The organism is Massilia sp. R2A-15 (assembly GCF_030704305.1).
Classification (GTDB): domain Bacteria; phylum Pseudomonadota; class Gammaproteobacteria; order Burkholderiales; family Burkholderiaceae_D; genus JAFCUW01.
The window spans coordinates 3984084-4000144 of record NZ_CP131935.1 but is presented as its reverse complement, the minus strand read 5'-3'; the positions used below and the strand labels follow the sequence as shown (position 1 = coordinate 4000144).

Here is a 16061-nt window from a genome sequence, read left to right as displayed (position 1 = left end):
AACACCCATGAAACACGTCGCCCGCAAACGCTTCGGCCAGAACTTCCTGACCGACAAATTCGTCCTCGATAACATCATCGACGCGATCGACCCGGAACCGGGCCAGGCGATGGTCGAAATCGGCCCGGGGCTGGCCGCGATGACGGCGCTGATCCTCAAGCGCCTGCCGCACATGCATGTCGTCGAACTGGACCGCGACCTGGTGGCCCGCCTCGAAAAATCCTTCCCGCGCGACAAGCTGACGATCCATTCGGGCGACGCCCTCAAGTTCGACTTCGGCAGCATTCCCGTGCCGGAAGGGCAGAAGCTGCGCGTGGTCGGCAACCTGCCGTACAACATCTCCAGCCCGCTGCTGTTCCACCTGGCCGAATTCGCCCACCTGATCGAAGACCAGCACTTCATGCTGCAAAAGGAAGTGGTCGAGCGCATGGTGGCCGAACCGGGCGGCAAGGCCTACGGCCGGCTTTCGGTGATGCTGCAGTGGCGCTACGACATGTCGCTGCTGTTCATCGTGCCGCCCACCGCCTTCGATCCGCCGCCGCAGGTGGAATCGGCGATCGTGCGCATGATGCCGGTGCGCGAGCAGCTCGCCTGCGACGGCGCCACGCTCGAGGCGGTGGTGCTGAAGGCGTTCTCGCAGCGCCGCAAGGTGATCCGCAACTGCCTGGCCGGCATGTTCACCGAGGCGCAGATCGTCGAAGCCGGCATCGACCCGACCGCGCGGCCGGAAGCGGTGGGGCTGGCGCAGTACGTCGCGCTGGCCAACCTGCTCAAACCGGCGGCTTAGGCGCCTTTTCCTCGAGCATCGCCAGCGCCGCCTTGCGCGCTTCCGCCTCGGCCTCGGCCTCGGTGTCGAACACGTGTTCGACGGCCACGCGCTGCGGCGGCACGATGCTGTTGCGATGCATCGGGTTGGGCGACGGGCCGTAGATCGTCACGTAGGCCGCCCAGCCTTCGACGTCGGTCATCCTGACCCCGGAATAATCGATTTCGTAGTCTCCCAGTTGTTCGGTCGGCACATTGCCCTCCTGGCGGTGGTCTTGCGCCCATGATGCCAGTTTTGCACGAATTACGATGCCCGGCTGCGCGCCGGCGCCGGCAGCCTGCGATCCGCCGAGGTCTGGCGCCTGCGGACCTGCCCCAATTTTTCTTTGCCGCCGCCGGCTGCGGATCAGGCAGCGCCATTGCGCCGCCGTCGAGCCCGCCGCCGCAGACGCGCAGCGCCGGTCAATCCCGTACTCGCAAGCATGGTCGGAAGTAATGTCTTGATGTGGCGCTTGACCGGATGCTCGGAACAAAATAGCGCTATAATTGGAGCTAATTTAGGAGCCGAAATGGAAACGATCTTTTCTGATATCACGGTGAGCATGTCCGAGTTCAAAAGGAATCCCTCGGCCGTGCTTCGGCAAGCGGGCAGCCGACCTGTCGCGGTGCTGAATCACAACAAGGCGGCGTTCTACATGATCGAGCCGGCCATGTTCGCGGCAATGCTGGCGGAATTGGCGGACCGGGACCTGCATAGCAAGGTGCTGTCTCGCATGGGTGAGCGGGCAAATGCGATCGAGGTTGACATTGACTCAATCTGAAAGCGCAGATGCCCGGCACTAAGTATCGGCTCAAATTCGTGCCATCGGCATGGGCCGAATGGCAGGCGCTCGACGGGTCGGTAAAAGAACCGCTGCGCAAGCTTCTCAGGAAACGTCTGGACAATCCTCACGTGCCGGGCTCGGCGCTTCATGGTCAGCTCGCGGGTTTTTACAAGATAAAGCTCAGGAAGCAAGGCTTTCGTCTGGTGTATGGCGTGGAGGACGATGTCCTTGTCGTGATGGTGATGGCGGTGGACAAGCGTGAGGACAGCGTGGTGTACCAAGCTGCACTGAGCCGACTGAAGTCCGGCGATGAGTAAGCTGGAACAAAAAAAAGCCCGCTGTTGAGCGGGCTTGAAATCCAATTCTTTTTTAAGGAGAGTTGGAGGAGACAGGTGCATTATGCTGCGCTACAGCATATATCTCCAATTTTTCTTTCGCATACCAGATATGCCTGGAAGCAATATCTTTCTCAACCCTTCTATTTGCAGGTCACGAGCAGGTCGCTGACCGGCTTGTCGCCCATCGTGCCGGTGCCGTTGGGGTTGCTGGTGCCTTCGCCGCTGCCGGCGCCGCCGCTCACGGTGCAAACTTGCTTGGTCGGCTGGGTCAGCACGGTCACGCCGTACGTCACACCATAGGCGACCCCGCCGGCAAAGGTGGCGGAGACGTCACCACCGGTGGCCAGCGGGGTGATCGTGAGTTGATCGTTGCCGTTGGTCAGTTGCAGGCCGTCCGAGGTCAGGCCGGTGATCTTGACGGTCAGCGTTTGCGTGGTGAGCGCGCAGCGGACACCCACATCGATCACCGCCAGGCGGCCGGCGGTATCTTTCGCGCCGCCGTGAACCTTGTTGGCGGCATCCACGAACGCGCCGACCACGCAGGATTGATGGGCCGGCTGGGCCGTGGCCGAGACTTCGTACACCTCGCCGTAGGAAAGCGTATTGGGGAAGCTGAACGTGGTCGCATTGCGCGGCACCGCCAGGCTCATCCCGTTGGTCGCCAGGACCAATCCGTCGTATTGCAGTCCTTCGATGGTGCCGCCGACCGTAAAGCTGGCTTTGCCGCCGCAGGCGGCCAGGGTCAGCGCCAGCGCGATCGCCAGCGCAGGGCGCGTAAATTTGAAAGTCATAGAGTTCTCCAGAATGGGGGCGATCAGGGGTGGCAGGTGACTTGCACGTTGTCCACCTTGGCGTCGCCCATCTTGCCGCTGCCGTTGGTGACCTCGCAGGTGCGGCCGGTCGGCTGCCTGAGCACGGTGACGCCATAGGAATCGCCGTTGAATACGGCGGTGCCGAAGGTGAAACTGGTGGCGTTGGCCGGCACGGCCAGGCTGTCCGCGCCGTTGACCAGCACCAGGCCCTCGGCGTCGAGATGGTCGACATGGCCGCCCAGGGTGTAGTAGTCGGTCTGGCAGTGCACGACCACCGAAGTGACGTTGAACGCGCCGGTGCGGCCCTTGTTCGTGGCCGGGTCCGGCACGCATTTGGCGCCCGTTGGCTGGGTCCTGACGGTGACCTCGTAGTCCTCGTCGTTGCTCAGCAGCTTGGAAAAGGTGAACGTAGTCTGGCCAGACGAAATGGTCAGCGGGTCGCCGCCCTTGTTTTGCAACACCAGGCCATCTTTGTGCAGGCCGATGATGCTGCCGCCGAGCAACAGGTTGCCGCTGCCGCCACCGCATGCGGCGAGGCTCAGCGCGCAGGCGAGCGCGACGCTCGAACGCAGGATCATACTTTTCATGGTTTCTCCAAATACGACAGGGTAAGGCGGGGAGGGCTCGCGCCGTACCGCGGGACAGACAAATTGGTCGTCATTTTAGTGCATTTGGCAAGTCGCGGCGCCATTACTGATGTATCACCGTGTAACGGACGCGCGCGATTTGATTTTCCGGCCCGGCCTCGCTATGCTCGACTCGCTCTTACCAACATCGCTTCCATGACCGACACCCGCCGCCCCGCCTGGCCAAAAGCCGTGCTGTTCGACCTCGACGACACCCTGTGGCCGATCGCGCCCGTCATCGCCCAGGCCGAACTGTCCCTGTACGCCTGGCTGCAGCGCCACGCCCCGCCGGTGGCCGCCGCGCACACCATCGACAGCCTGCGCGCGGCGCGCCTGGCCCTGCTCGAGCGCGAGCCGGGCTACCACCTCGACCTGGGCGCGCTGCGCCGCGCCGGCCTGCTGCTGGCCTTCGCCGAGGCGGGCGAGGACAGCGCCAAGGTCGACCTGGCGATGGAGCATTTCTTTGCCGCCCGCAATACCGTGACGCCCTACGCCGACGTGCTGCACGGGCTCGAGCGGCTGGGGCGCCGCGTGCTGGTCGGCTCGGTGTCGAACGGCAACGCCGACCTGCGCGCGATCGGCATCGCGCACCACTTCAAGGTGTCGGTCGCGGCGCATGAGTTCGGCAGCGCCAAGCCCGGGCCGGCGATTTTCCTGGCCGCCTGCGGCGAACTGGGCGTGGCGCCGCACGAGGCCGTGTACGTGGGCGACGACGTGCTGCTCGACGTGCGCGGCGCCCAGCAGGCCGGCCTGCGCGCGGTGTGGCTCAACCGCACCGGCAGCACCCGCCATCTCGAGCACGGGGTCGAGCCGGACGCGATCTGCGCCGATTTCGACGAGCTGATCGACTGGCTGGAGCGCCATCATGACTGATCCATTGCGGCGCCGCACTGCACAGCGGCGCGGCGAACGTGCATAATGAGGGTGTCAGCTGACCCAGAATGCCATCACCATGCAACTCGATACCCGCGCACAAACCCTCCTCAAGGCCCTGGTCGAGCGCTACATCGCCGACGGCCAGCCGGTAGGCTCGCGCGCGCTTTCGAAAATCTCCGGCCTCGACCTGTCGCCAGCGACCATCCGCAACATCATGGCCGATCTCGAGGAGATGGGCTACGTGGCCAGCCCGCACACCTCGGCCGGCCGCATCCCGACCCCGCGCGGCTACCGCATGTTTGTCGACACCCTGCTGACGGTGCAGCAGATCGACGAGCACGCGGTCGAGTCGCGCATGCGCCTGCAGGCGCCGCAGCCGCAGAAAATCATCTCGAACGCGGCGCAGATGCTGTCGTCACTGTCGCAGTTCGCCGGCGTCGTCATGAGCCCGCGGCGCGAGTCGGTGTTCCAGCAGATCGAATTTCTGCGCCTGTCGGAAAAGCGCATCCTGCTGGTGATCGTCGATCCGCGCGGCGACGTCCAGAACCGCCTGCTTCTGACCGACGTGGACTACACGCCGGCCCAGCTGATCCAGTCGGCCAACTACATCAACCAGAACTACGGCGGCCTGTCGTTCGACCAGGTGCGCGCGCGCGTCACGGGCGAACTGCGCCAGCTGCGCGACGACATGAGCCGGCTGATGCAGGCGGCGGTCGAGGCGGGCAGCGAGGCGATGGCCGACCAGTCCGACGACATGGTCATCTCCGGCGAGCGCAACCTGCTGTCGGTGTCGGACCTGTCGTCGAACATGACGTCGCTGCGCCAGATGTTCGACATGTTCGAGCAGAAGACCGGCCTGATGCAATTACTTGACGTGTCAAGTAAAGCGACGGGCGTGCAGATTTTCATCGGCGGCGAATCGAAGCTGGTGCCGATGGACGAGATGAGCGTGGTGACGGCGCCGTACGAGGTCAACGGCACCATCGTCGGCACCCTCGGGGTGATCGGCCCGACCCGCATGGCCTACGAGCGGGTGATCCCGATTGTCGACATCACGGCCAAGCTGCTGTCGAATGCCTTGAGCCACGGCTAGAAAGCTTGTCGTTCCTGCGTAGGCAGGAACCCATACGCCGCGTGAGTCGCTCATTCAGCATGGGCCCCTGCCTCCGCAGGGGCGACAGGCGTGAATTAGTGGCGGTGCGGACAGGCCGGCTTGACGCAATTGCCGTAAATGGCCAGCGCGTGCTCGGCGATGCTGAAACCGCGCTCGGCGGCGATCCTGTTCTGGCGCGACTCGATCTCTTCGTCGAAGAACTCTTCCACGCGGCCGCAATCCAGGCATACCAGGTGGTCGTGGTGCGAACCGGCGTTCAGCTCGAAGATCGCCTTGCCCGTCTCGAAGTGGTTACGGTTGAGCAGGCCGGCCTGTTCGAACTGGGTCAGCACGCGGTACACGGTGGCCAGGCCGACGTCGAGGTTCTCGGTCAGCAGCTGCTTGTACACGTCTTCCGCGGTCAGGTGGCGCACGTCGCTGTTCTGAAAAATTTCGAGGATTTTCAGGCGGGGCAGGGTCGCTTTCAGGCCGCTGGCCTTCAGGTCGGAGGGGTTGTTGCTCATGTTTGTTGCTCGGATATTGGCAGAGTGCTTTATGATATAGCGTTTTGGAGCTAGCGCTCAAACGTTTTGAGGTCACCTATGCGCGTCAAGAATGTTGTTTTGCACCGTTTTAACACCCGCGCCTCGCTCGCGGCGGCCGCCGCATGCGCGCTGCTGACCCTGGCCGGCTGCGCTTCGCGCCAAACTCAGCCTGCCGCGCCGGTCTCGATCGCGCCGGAAGCGGTCGCCGCCGACGCCAGCAAGTCCGCCGCCGTCGCCAATGCCGGTGCGCAGACGACCACCGCGACCAAGCTGCAAAAATTCTTCTGGGTGTTTTCGCCCTACCGTCCGGACATCCAGCAAGGCAACTTCGTGTCCCAGGAAATGCTGGCCCAGCTGAAGGTCGGCCAGACCCGTGAACAGGTCAAGTTCCTGCTCGGCACGCCGCTGCTGACCGACGTGTTCCACGGCGACCGCTGGGACTACCCGTTCTACCTGGCGCGCGGCAACGGCGAGCTGACCAAGGCGCGCGTGACCGTCTACTTCAAGGACGACAAGGTCGAGAAATTCGACGGCGGCAACCTGCCGACCGAGCGCGAGTACATCGCCCGCATCGCCGGCCCGGCGAAGGTCGCCGCCAAGGAAGCGCCGAAAAAGGAAGAGGCGGGATCGGCCAGCATCAGTATCAAGAAATAAGCCATGACTCCAATGAAAATTGCGGTAGCCGGCGCCAGCGGGCGCATGGGCAAGATGCTGATCGAGGCGATCGCCAAGGCGCCTGACGCCGTCCTGGCCGGCGCGCTCGACGTCGCCGGTTCGCCTGCGCTGGGCAATGACGCCGCCGCCTTCCTCGGCCAGCCGGCCGGGGTGGCGATCGAGTCCGACCTGGCGAGCGGCCTGACCGGCGCGCGCGTGCTGATCGACTTCACCCGTCCCGAAGGCACGCTGCAGCACTTGGCTTACTGCGCCGAGCATGGCATCGCGATGGTCATCGGCACCACCGGCTTCGACGACGCCGGCAAGGCCGCCATTCGCGCCGCCGCCGAAAAGACCGCGATCGTGTTCGCGCCCAACATGAGCGTGGGCGTCAACGTCACGCTCAAGCTGCTGGAGATGGCGGCCAAGAGCTTCGCCGAAGGCTACGACATCGAGATCATCGAAGCGCACCATCGCCACAAGGTCGATGCGCCGTCCGGCACCGCGCTGAAGATGGGCGAAGTGATCGCCGATGCGCTGGGCCGCGACCTGAAGCAGTGCGCCGTCTACGGCCGCGAAGGCGTCACCGGGGAGCGCGATCCGTCCACCATCGGCTTTGCCACCATCCGCGGCGGCGACATCGTGGGCGACCACACGGTGCTGTTTGCCGGCGACGGCGAGCGCATCGAGATCAGCCACAAATCGAGCAGCCGCGTCACCTACGCCCACGGCGCCCTGCGCGCGGCGCGCTTTTTGGCCGACAAGACGACCGGCCTGTACGACATGCAGGACGTGCTGGCGCTGGGGCGCTGATCAAGGAGCAGGGCTATGGCAATCGCAGAACTGAACGGCGCGGCAATCGACGGCGCGGAAAGCTTCCACGCCGCGTCGAAGGCCGCGTTCGGCTTTCCCGACACCTACGGCAACACGATGGACGCCTGGGTCGATTGCCTGAGCTACCTGCGCGACGAAGACGCCATGAGCAAGTTCCGCCTCAAGCCGAACGAGGTGCTGGAAATCGTCGTCAAGGACGCCGCCGTCATGCGCGAGAAGGCGCCCGACCTGCTCGACGAGATGACCTACTGCGTCGCCGGCATCAACGAGCGCTATGAAGACTACGGCGAGAAGCCGGCGCTGAAGCTGGTGCTGCGCTGACGCTGGCTTCAAGGGAAAAATTGCTTCACCAACACTGCGATAATTAGCGCAGTATGAATGCCAAACATCCAATAGAGCTGTTTCCTGAGGTGTCGGATTTCCTGTTCTAAGGAGTCGATCCGGGCCGATAGCTCCATCCGCACAGACTCAATGCGATTGCTTAGCTTTTGTTCTACCAAGTCGATATGGTTCGTCAATTCCTGCTTTACTGAGTCGATATGATTCGTCAACTCCTGCTTTACTGAATCGATACGGCAGTTCAATTTCTCCCCAAGCGCCGCCAGGTCCGCCCGCGATGCCGAGCAACTCACCAACGCCAGCGCCAGCATTTTGGCATGCACCTCCGCCTGCGCCTGCGGCACCCCGGCAGCCTCCAGCTGCTGCGCATAATCGATCGCGTTGAATTGTCCGTTCATGCGGATAAGACCATATCGCCCTCCAATGGTTCAGCGCTGAGGGACCGATTCCACCCCCGCCAGCCCGGGCGCCGCCCCGAAGCAATCTGTACCAGTATAATGTTCGGTTCAAACCAACTTTCCTGGCCCGCAGAACATCATGCAAGATAAATATAGTCCCGCCGACGTCGAACAAGCCGCCCAATCGCACTGGAAGGCGATCGATGCCTACAAGGCGGTCGAGAACGACCCGCGTTTCCCGAAGGGCAAGTACTACGCTTGCTCGATGCTGCCTTACCCATCGGGCAAGCTGCACATGGGACACGTGCGCAACTATACGATCAACGACGTGATGTACCGCTACCTGCGCATGAACGGCTACAACGTGCTCATGCCGATGGGCTGGGACGCGTTCGGCATGCCGGCCGAGAACGCCGCGATGGCCAACAACGTGCCGCCGGCGCAGTGGACCTACGCCAACATCGCCCACATGCGCGAGCAGATGGAGTCGATGGGACTGGCGATCGACTGGTCGCGCGAGATGACCGCGTGCAAGCCCGAATACTACAAGTGGAACCAGTGGATGTTCCTCAAGATGCTCGAAAAGGGCATCATCTACAAGAAAACCGGCACCGTGAACTGGGATCCGATCGACCAGACCGTGCTGGCCAACGAGCAGGTCGTCGACGGCCGCGGCTGGCGTTCCGGCGCGCTGATCGAAAAGCGCGAGATCCCGATGTACTACGCGCGCATCACCGACTACGCCGACGAACTGCTCGATTTCGTCGACAGCAAGCTGCCCGGCTGGCCGGAGCGCGTGCGCGTGATGCAGGCCAACTGGATCGGCAAATCGGTCGGCGTGCGCTTCGCCTTCCCGCACCACATCAAGGACAGCGACGGTGAGCTGATCAATGGCGGCAAACTGTACGTGTTCACCACCCGCGCCGACACCATCATGGGCGTGACCTTCTGCGCCGTGGCGCCGGAACACGCGCTGGCCGCGCACGCCGCAAAGAACAACCCGGAACTGGCCGCCTTCATCGCCGAGTGCAAGCTGGGCTCCGTGATCGAAGCCGACATGGCAACGATGGAGAAGAAGGGCATGCCGACCGGCCTGTTCGTCGACCATCCGCTGACCGGCGAGAAGGTCGAAGTCTGGGTCGGCAACTACGTCCTGATCACCTACGGCGACGGCGCCGTGATGGGCGTGCCGGCGCACGACGAGCGCGACTTCGCCTTCGCCGCCAAGTACCAGCTGCCGGTCAAGCAGGTGGTCGCCGTCGAAGGCGAGGAGTTCTCGCTGGACGGCTGGAAGGAATGGTACGGCGACAAGGAGCGCGGCACGCTGGTCAACTCGGGCAAATACGATGGCCTCGATTACAACGCCGCCGTCAACGCGATCGCCGGCGACCTGTCCGGCATGGGCCTGGGCGAGAAGAAGATCACCTTCCGCCTGCGCGACTGGGGCATCTCGCGCCAGCGCTACTGGGGCACGCCGATCCCGATGATCCACTGCGCCGACTGCGGCACCGTGCCGGTGCCCGAGAAGGACCTGCCGGTGGTGCTGCCCGAGGACTGCGTCCCGGACGGCAGCGGCAATCCGCTCAACAAGCACGAAGCCTTCCTTAAGTGCGACTGCCCGCAGTGCGGCAAGCCGGCGCGCCGCGAGACCGACACGATGGACACCTTCGTCGATTCGTCGTGGTACTACATGCGCTATACCTCGCCAGGCTCGAACGACGCCATGGTCGACGCCCGCAACGACTACTGGATGCCAATGGACCAGTACATCGGCGGCATCGAGCACGCCGTCATGCACCTGCTGTACGCGCGCTTCTGGACCAAGATCATGCGCGACCTGGGCCTGGTCAAGTTCGACGAGCCCTTCGTCAACCTGCTCACCCAGGGCATGGTGCTGAACGAGACCTACTACCGCGAAGACGAAGCGGGCAAGAAGACCTGGTTCAACCCGGCCGACATCGACCTGTCGCTCGACGACAAGGGCCGTCCGCAAGGCGCGCTGCTCAAGTCCGACGGCCAGAAGGTTGAAATCGGCGGCACCGAGAAGATGTCGAAGTCGAAGAACAACGGCATCGATCCGGCCGCGCAGATCAGCCAGTACGGCGCCGACACCGCGCGCCTGTTCACCATGTTCGCCTCGCCGCCTGAGCAGACGCTCGAGTGGTCCGACAGCGGCGTCGAAGGCGCCAGCCGCTTCCTGCGCCGCGTGTGGGCCTACGCGTACGCGCAGTCGTCGCGCATCGCCTCCGAACTGGCCAACCCGTCGAAGGACGCGCTGAACGACGCGCAGAAAACGCTGCGCCGCGAGATCCACAAGATCCTGCAGCAGGCCGACTATGACCTCAAGCGGATCCAGTACAACACCGTGGTGTCGGCCTGCATGAAGATGCTCAACCTGATGGAGTCGGCCAAGCTGGAAGCCGGCGCCGCGTCCGACGCGGTGATCGCTGAAGGCCTGTCGATCTTCCTGCGCGTGCTCAACCCGGTCGCGCCGCACATCACCCACGTGCTGTGGCAGGAGCTGGGCTACGCCGGCGACATCCTCGACGCGCAATGGCCGCAGGTCGATCCGGCCGCGCTGGAGCAGTCCGAGATCGAAATGATGATCCAGGTGAACGGCAAGCTGCGCGGCTCCATCATGGTCGCCAAGGGCGCCGACAAGGCCGCGATCGAAGCGGCCGCGCTGGCCTGCGAGGCGGCGCAGAAGTACATCGAGTCGACGCCGAAGAAGGTGATCGTCGTGCCGGGCAAGCTGGTCAACATCGTGGTCTGATCGATGAACACCCGCCGATCTTCCCTGCTGCGCGCCGGCGCCACCCTGATGCTGGCGCTGGCTTTGACCGCCTGCGGCTTCCAGCTGCGCGGCGCGAACGGCCAGTATCACATGCCGTTTCAGAGCATCTACCTGGGCTTTTCCGACACCTCGCCGCTCGGCATCGAGCTGCGCCGCAACCTGCGTGGCGCCGACGCGGTGGTGGTGGTGACCGATGCGGCCAAGGCGGAAGCGAAGCTCGACGTCGTGACCGAGACGCGCGCCAAGACCATCCTGTCGCTCAACAGCCAGGGCCGGGTGCGCGAGTACCTGCTCACCTACACGCTGGTGTTCCGCGTGCGCGACGCCAAGGATGCCGAGCTGCTGCCCAATACCGAGATCTCGCTGAAGCGCAGCATTGCGTTCAACGAGAACCAGACGCTGGCCAAGGAATCGGAAGAAGCGCTGCTGTACCGCGACATGCAGTCCGATCTGGTGCAGCAGATCCTGCGCCGGCTCGCGGCGATCAAGCGGGTATAAACGATGCAACTGCGCATTGACGCTCTCGAAGGCCACCTCGCCAAGTCGATCGCGCCGCTGTATGTGGTCAGCAGCGACGAGCACTTGCTGGCGCTGGAGGCGGCCGACCGGATTCGCCAGGCCGCGCGCAAGAACGGCTATTCCGAGCGCGACGTGCTCACCGTCGAACGCAATTTCAAGTGGGGCGAACTGCTGGCGGCGAACCAGGAGATGTCGCTGTTCGGCGACAAGAAGATGATCGAGCTGCGCATCCCGACTGGAAAGCCCGGCAAGGACGGCGGCGCCGCGCTGCAGGCCTACGCCAAGGACCTCAGCCCCGACAACCTGACCCTGATCACCCTGCCCAAACTGGACTGGCAGACCGCCAAGGCGGCCTGGGTCGCCAGCCTGCAGCAGGCCGCGGTGTATATCGAAATCCCGGTCGTCGAACGTCCCGCGCTGCCGGGCTGGATCGGCACGCGCCTGGCCGCGCAGGGCCAGTCGGCTGACCGCCAGAGCCTCGACTTCATCGCCGAGCGCGTCGAAGGCAACCTGCTGGCCGCGCACCAGGAAATCCAGAAACTCGGCCTGCTGCACGAGGCGGGCAAGCTGACCTTCGAGCAGGTGCACGACGCGGTGCTGAACGTGGCGCGCTACGACGTCTTCAAGCTGTCCGAGGCGATGCTGGCGGGCGACCCGGCGCGCCTGGTGCGCATGCTCGAAGGCCTGAAAGGCGAGGGCGAGGCGCTGCCGCTGGTGCTGTGGGCGGTCGCCGAAGAAATCCGTACGCTGCTAAAATTGAAAGCGGCGATGGCGCAGGGCCGTCCGCTCGGCGCGCTGCTGAAGGAATACCGCATCTGGGGCCCGCGCGAACGCATGATGGAGCCGGCGCTGCGGCGCGTGTCGCTGACGGTGCTGGAGCAGGCGCTGCAGGACGCCGCGCAGGTGGACAAGATGATCAAGGGCTTGCGTTCGAAGGCATTTGCCGGCGACGCATGGGACGCAATGCTGCAGCTGGCCTTGAAAGTAGCGCGCTAGAAGGCCCGCTCGAATCAACCAGAAGAGCACACAGATGAACATCCCGCAGTACATGGAACAGGTTGGCCGCCAGGCGCGCGCCGCATCGCGCGCGATGGCCCGCGCCGACAGCGCCACCCGCAACCGCGCGCTGCTGCTGATCGCCGACGCGATTGTGCGCGACAGCGCCAAGCTGCGCGCCGCCAACGGCCGCGACCTCGACGCCGCCCGCGCGGCCGGCCTGGCGCCGGCGATGGTCGACCGCCTGGAGCTGTCCGACAAGGCGATCGCCACGATGGTCGAAGGCCTGCGCCAGATGGTCGCGCTGCCCGACCCGATCGGCGAAATCTCCAACATGAAGTTCCGCCCGAGCGGCATCCAGGTCGGCCAGATGCGCGTGCCGCTGGGCGTCATCGGCATCATCTACGAAGCGCGCCCGAACGTGACGGTCGATGCGGCCGGCCTGTGCATCAAGAGCGGCAACGCCACCATCCTGCGCGGCGGCTCCGAGGCGATCGAATGCAACCGCGCGCTGGCCGCCATCGTCGCCGAAGGCCTGGCCGGCGCCGGCCTGCCGCAGCACGGCGTGCAGGTGGTCGACACCACCGACCGCGCCGCCGTCGGCGCCTTGATCACCATGCCGCAGCACGTCGACGTCATCGTGCCGCGCGGCGGCAAGGGCCTGATCGAGCGCCTGATGAAGGAAGCCACCGTCCCGATGATCAAGCACCTGGACGGCATTTGCCACGTCTACATCGACGCGAAGGCCGATTTGGCCAAGGCGCTGCCGATCGCCTTCAACGCCAAGTGCCACCGCTACGGCACCTGCAACACGATGGAGACGCTGCTGGTCGACCGCGCCACCGCCGCCACCGTGCTGCCGCAGCTGGCCGCGCTGTACGCCGAAAAGGAAATCGAGCTGCGCGCCGATCCGGAATCGATGGCCATCCTGGCCGGCTACCCGCACCTGGTCGCCGCCACCGAGGAAGACTGGCGCACCGAATATGTCGCACCGATCCTCGCCATCAAGGTGGTTGGCGGCATCGACGAGGCCATCGAACATATCAACGAATATTCGTCGCACCACACCGACGCCATCGTCACCGAAGACTACAGCGACGCGCTGCGCTTCCTGCGCGAAGTCGATTCCGCTTCCGTGATGGTCAACGCATCGACGCGTTTTGCCGACGGTTTCGAATACGGCCTCGGCGCCGAAATCGGCATCTCCAACGACAAGCTGCACGCCCGCGGCCCGGTCGGACTGGAAGGCCTGACCTCGTTGAAGTACGTCGTGTTCGGACACGGCGAAGTGCGCAGTTGACCCCACCTGGAACCCTATGCTCTGGATCAAAGCCTTTCACATCGTCTTCGTCGCCTCCTGGTTCGCCGGCCTGTTCTACCTGCCGCGCATCTTCGTCAACCTCGCCATGGAAACTGAAACGGTCGCCACCGCGCGCCTGCTGCTGATGGCGCGCAAGCTGTACCGCTTCACTTCCATGCTGATGGTCCCGGCCCTGGTGCTGGGCGTGTGGATGTGGCTCGGCTACGGCTTCAAGGGCGGCTGGCTGCATGCCAAGCTCGCGCTCGTGATCTTCGCAATCGGCTACCATCATGCATGTGGGTCGCTGCTGAAAAAATTCGAAAACGGCGAAAACCGCCGCTCGCACGCCTGGTACCGCTGGTTCAACGAAGTGCCTGTGCTGCTGCTGCTGGCCATCACGATCCTCGTTGTCGTCAAACCTTTCTGACGGAGCTGCGATGAGCAAGACCATCCAGTACTTCCTGGCCCCCCAGTCGCCGTGGACCTACCTCGGGCACGAGCGCTTCGTCGCGATCGCGCGGGCCGCCGGCGCCCGCGTCGACGTCAAGCCCTTCGACGTGGGCCGCGTATTCGCCGCGTCGGGCGGCCTGCCGCTCGCCAAGCGCGCGCCGCAGCGCCAGGCCTACCGGCTGGTTGAACTGGCGCGCTGGTCGCAGCACCTGAACATCCCGCTCAATGCGCAGCCGGCGTTTTTCCCGGTGCCGGCCGATCCGTCCGCAAAGCTGATCATCGCCGCGCGCACGGCGCTTGGCGGCGACGCGGCGCTGGACCTGGCGAGCGCCGTGATGCGCGCGCAGTGGGCTGACGACAAGAACATCTCCGACGACGCCGTGCTGGCGCAAATCGCCAACAGCTGCGGCTTCGACGGCGCCATGCTGGTCAAGTCCGCGCAGACGGCCGGCGTGCAAGCGGAGTACGACAGCAACACCAACGACGCGCTGGCCGCCAACGTGTTCGGCGCGCCGTGGTACGTGGTCGATGGCGAAGGCTACTGGGGCCAGGACCGGCTCGATTTTGTGGAACGGGCTTTGCAGAAGCCTTGATGGAACATGGGGTCAGGTCCGCCGGACCTGACCCCGCCTTGGGATGGCGGCGGCGCCGTCCCTTCACATTCACTTTTTTAACGGATAAAGGGTACACCTTATGGCATCATTTTTCTGTCCTTGCCCGCGCGGCATGGAAGCGGCGCTGGCCGAAGAACTGGGCGAAATCGCCCTTCAAAGCACCACCATGAAGGTGCACAACCAGGTGCCGGGCGGCGTGCATTGCTCGGGCCACTTGCATGACTCCTACCGCATCAACCTGCACTCGCGCATCGCCTCGCGCGTGCTGATGCGCATGGGGCACTCCAGCTACGACAACGAAAACGACATCTACGACCTCACGCTGCAGCAGCCGTGGGAAGACTGGTTCGGCGTGGACCACACGATTCGTGTCGACGTCACCGCGATCAAGTCACCGTTGAAGAGCCTCGAATTCACCACGCTGAAGATCAAGGACGCCGTGTGCGACCGCTTCCGCGACCAGTTCAACAAGCGCCCCTCGGTCAACACGCAGGAGCCGGACATCCGCATCGTCGGCTTCCTCGACCAGCGCAACTTCACGATCTACCTCGACACCTCCGGCGAAGCGCTGTTCAAGCGCGGCTGGCGCGAAGAGACGGGCGACGCGCCGCTGCGCGAGAATCTCGCCGCCGGCATGCTGCGCGTGTCGGGCTGGAAGCCTGGCACGGTGCTGTTCGATCCGATGTGCGGCTCCGGCACCATCCTCGTCGAAGCGGCGCAGATGGTGCAGGGCATTCCGCCCGGCGCGCGCCGCAGCTTCGCCTTCGAAAAATTCAACAGCTTCGTGCCCGAGCCATGGCAGGCGCTGAAAAACGCCATCAAGCCGAACCCGCTGCCGTCCTCGCCGACCATTTTCGGCAGCGACATCTCCGGCGACATGGTGGCGATGACGCGCCATAACCTGAAGGTGGCCGGCATCATGTTCGACGTGCCGCTCAAGCAGATCGAGGCGCAGGAAGTCAAGCCGCCGACCGAGCAGCCGGGCATCCTCTTGACCAACCCGCCGTACGGCGAGCGGATCGGCGTGCGCGGCGACAGCACCGTGCCGGCCGACGAGATGTCGGTGGCGTTCTACTCCGCGCTCGGCACCACGCTCAAGCAGCGTTTCGCCGGCTGGACCGTGTTCCTGTTCACCGCCGACCTGTCGCTGCCGAAGCTGCTGCGCCTGAAGGAAGCGCGCAAGACGCCGTTCTTCAACGGCGCGCTGGAATGCCGCCTGTTCCGCTTCGACATGGTGGCCGGCTACAACCGCCGCGAGGAAGCCAAGCCGAAGCAGGCCTGACC

General features: G+C 64.5%; 20 protein-coding genes. 15 read left to right on the top strand and 5 right to left on the bottom strand.

Translation table 11 applies throughout. The features are described 5' to 3' along the window. The first annotated feature begins 7 nt into the window (after positions 1-7). Positions 8-787, top strand: a complete 780-nt coding sequence (rsmA, locus tag Q4S45_RS18435; RefSeq protein ID WP_305506798.1) for a 16S rRNA (adenine(1518)-N(6)/adenine(1519)-N(6))-dimethyltransferase RsmA — start codon at positions 8-10, stop codon at positions 785-787. Here rsmA and Q4S45_RS18430 read toward each other — a convergent pair. Then, positions 771-1019 carry a hypothetical protein gene (locus tag Q4S45_RS18430; protein ID WP_305506796.1) on the bottom strand — a complete coding sequence of 83 codons (249 nt, stop codon included), beginning with the start codon at positions 1017-1019 and terminating at the stop codon, positions 771-773. The two genes, rsmA and Q4S45_RS18430, sit on opposite strands and share 17 nt — an antisense overlap. Positions 1020-1334: 315 nt before the next feature. Here Q4S45_RS18430 and Q4S45_RS18425 point away from each other — a divergent pair, with 315 nt between their 5' ends. Next, positions 1335-1586: a type II toxin-antitoxin system Phd/YefM family antitoxin gene (locus Q4S45_RS18425; RefSeq protein WP_305506794.1), complete on the top strand. Its 252-nt coding sequence runs from the start codon at positions 1335-1337 to the stop codon at positions 1584-1586. Between the two features lie 8 nt (positions 1587-1594). Continuing rightward, positions 1595-1906: a type II toxin-antitoxin system RelE/ParE family toxin gene (locus Q4S45_RS18420; RefSeq protein ID WP_305506792.1), complete on the top strand. Its 312-nt coding sequence runs from the start codon at positions 1595-1597 to the stop codon at positions 1904-1906. A 161-nt stretch (positions 1907-2067) separates the two neighbouring features. Here the strand turns inward: Q4S45_RS18420 and Q4S45_RS18415 are convergent, their stop codons facing one another. Continuing rightward, the gene (locus Q4S45_RS18415; protein WP_305506790.1) at positions 2068-2718 is read right to left on the bottom strand and encodes a hypothetical protein; all 651 of its coding nucleotides are present in this window, start codon (positions 2716-2718) and stop codon (positions 2068-2070) included. 23 nt (positions 2719-2741) lie between these two features. Continuing rightward, complete coding sequence (locus Q4S45_RS18410) at positions 2742-3326, bottom strand: hypothetical protein (RefSeq protein ID WP_305506788.1); 585 nt, start codon at positions 3324-3326, stop codon at positions 2742-2744. Positions 3327-3521: 195 nt separating this feature from the next. Here Q4S45_RS18410 and Q4S45_RS18405 point away from each other — a divergent pair, with 195 nt between their 5' ends. Both Q4S45_RS18405 and hrcA read left to right on the top strand, forming a co-directional pair. Then, positions 3522-4238: an HAD family hydrolase gene (locus Q4S45_RS18405; protein ID WP_305506786.1), complete on the top strand. Its 717-nt coding sequence runs from the start codon at positions 3522-3524 to the stop codon at positions 4236-4238. A gap of 79 nt (positions 4239-4317) precedes the next feature. Then, a complete protein-coding gene (hrcA, locus tag Q4S45_RS18400; protein WP_305506784.1) occupies positions 4318-5334 on the top strand; it encodes a heat-inducible transcriptional repressor HrcA in 1017 nt (338 codons plus the stop codon). 95 nt (positions 5335-5429) lie between these two features. On the opposite strand, the gene fur is transcribed toward hrcA, so the two are convergent. After that, the gene (gene fur / locus Q4S45_RS18395; protein WP_305506782.1) at positions 5430-5858 is read right to left on the bottom strand and encodes a ferric iron uptake transcriptional regulator; all 429 of its coding nucleotides are present in this window, start codon (positions 5856-5858) and stop codon (positions 5430-5432) included. A gap of 99 nt (positions 5859-5957) precedes the next feature. Between fur and Q4S45_RS18390 the strand changes: the two genes are divergently transcribed. The 3 genes from Q4S45_RS18390 to Q4S45_RS18380 are packed head-to-tail and all read left to right on the top strand — an operon-like array spanning position 5958 to position 7688. Beyond that, positions 5958-6533 carry an outer membrane protein assembly factor BamE gene (locus Q4S45_RS18390; protein ID WP_374046055.1) on the top strand — a complete coding sequence of 192 codons (576 nt, stop codon included), beginning with the start codon at positions 5958-5960 and terminating at the stop codon, positions 6531-6533. A 3-nt stretch (positions 6534-6536) separates the two neighbouring features. Continuing rightward, complete coding sequence (gene dapB, locus Q4S45_RS18385; RefSeq protein ID WP_305506778.1) at positions 6537-7346, top strand: 4-hydroxy-tetrahydrodipicolinate reductase; 810 nt, start codon at positions 6537-6539, stop codon at positions 7344-7346. Between the two features lie 15 nt (positions 7347-7361). Then, positions 7362-7688, top strand: coding sequence for a barstar family protein (locus tag Q4S45_RS18380; RefSeq protein ID WP_305506776.1), 327 nt, complete (start codon positions 7362-7364; stop codon positions 7686-7688). Between the two features lie 8 nt (positions 7689-7696). On the opposite strand, the gene Q4S45_RS18375 is transcribed toward Q4S45_RS18380, so the two are convergent. Continuing rightward, positions 7697-8104 carry a hypothetical protein gene (locus tag Q4S45_RS18375; RefSeq protein ID WP_305506774.1) on the bottom strand — a complete coding sequence of 136 codons (408 nt, stop codon included), beginning with the start codon at positions 8102-8104 and terminating at the stop codon, positions 7697-7699. A gap of 139 nt (positions 8105-8243) precedes the next feature. On the opposite strand from Q4S45_RS18375, the gene leuS reads away from it, so the two are divergent. The 7 genes from leuS to Q4S45_RS18340 all read left to right on the top strand — a co-directional run bounded on the left by leuS (position 8244) and on the right by Q4S45_RS18340 (position 16059). Continuing rightward, positions 8244-10877 carry a leucine--tRNA ligase gene (leuS, locus tag Q4S45_RS18370; protein ID WP_305506772.1) on the top strand — a complete coding sequence of 878 codons (2634 nt, stop codon included), beginning with the start codon at positions 8244-8246 and terminating at the stop codon, positions 10875-10877. Positions 10878-10880: 3 nt separating this feature from the next. Continuing rightward, complete coding sequence (lptE, locus tag Q4S45_RS18365; RefSeq protein WP_305506770.1) at positions 10881-11396, top strand: LPS assembly lipoprotein LptE; 516 nt, start codon at positions 10881-10883, stop codon at positions 11394-11396. Positions 11397-11399: 3 nt separating this feature from the next. Continuing rightward, the gene (holA, locus tag Q4S45_RS18360) at positions 11400-12413 is read left to right on the top strand and encodes a DNA polymerase III subunit delta (protein WP_305506768.1); all 1014 of its coding nucleotides are present in this window, start codon (positions 11400-11402) and stop codon (positions 12411-12413) included. Positions 12414-12447: 34 nt separating this feature from the next. Next, the gene (locus Q4S45_RS18355) at positions 12448-13713 is read left to right on the top strand and encodes a glutamate-5-semialdehyde dehydrogenase (RefSeq protein ID WP_305506766.1); all 1266 of its coding nucleotides are present in this window, start codon (positions 12448-12450) and stop codon (positions 13711-13713) included. A 16-nt stretch (positions 13714-13729) separates the two neighbouring features. Continuing rightward, positions 13730-14140, top strand: a complete 411-nt coding sequence (locus Q4S45_RS18350; protein WP_305506765.1) for a CopD family protein — start codon at positions 13730-13732, stop codon at positions 14138-14140. Positions 14141-14150: 10 nt separating this feature from the next. Next, positions 14151-14756 (top strand): 2-hydroxychromene-2-carboxylate isomerase, encoded by a 606-nt coding sequence (locus tag Q4S45_RS18345; protein ID WP_305506764.1) that lies wholly within the window; start codon positions 14151-14153, stop codon positions 14754-14756. 133 nt (positions 14757-14889) lie between these two features. After that, positions 14890-16059 (top strand): class I SAM-dependent RNA methyltransferase, encoded by a 1170-nt coding sequence (locus tag Q4S45_RS18340; protein WP_305512151.1) that lies wholly within the window; start codon positions 14890-14892, stop codon positions 16057-16059. Positions 16060-16061: the final 2 nt, after the last annotated feature.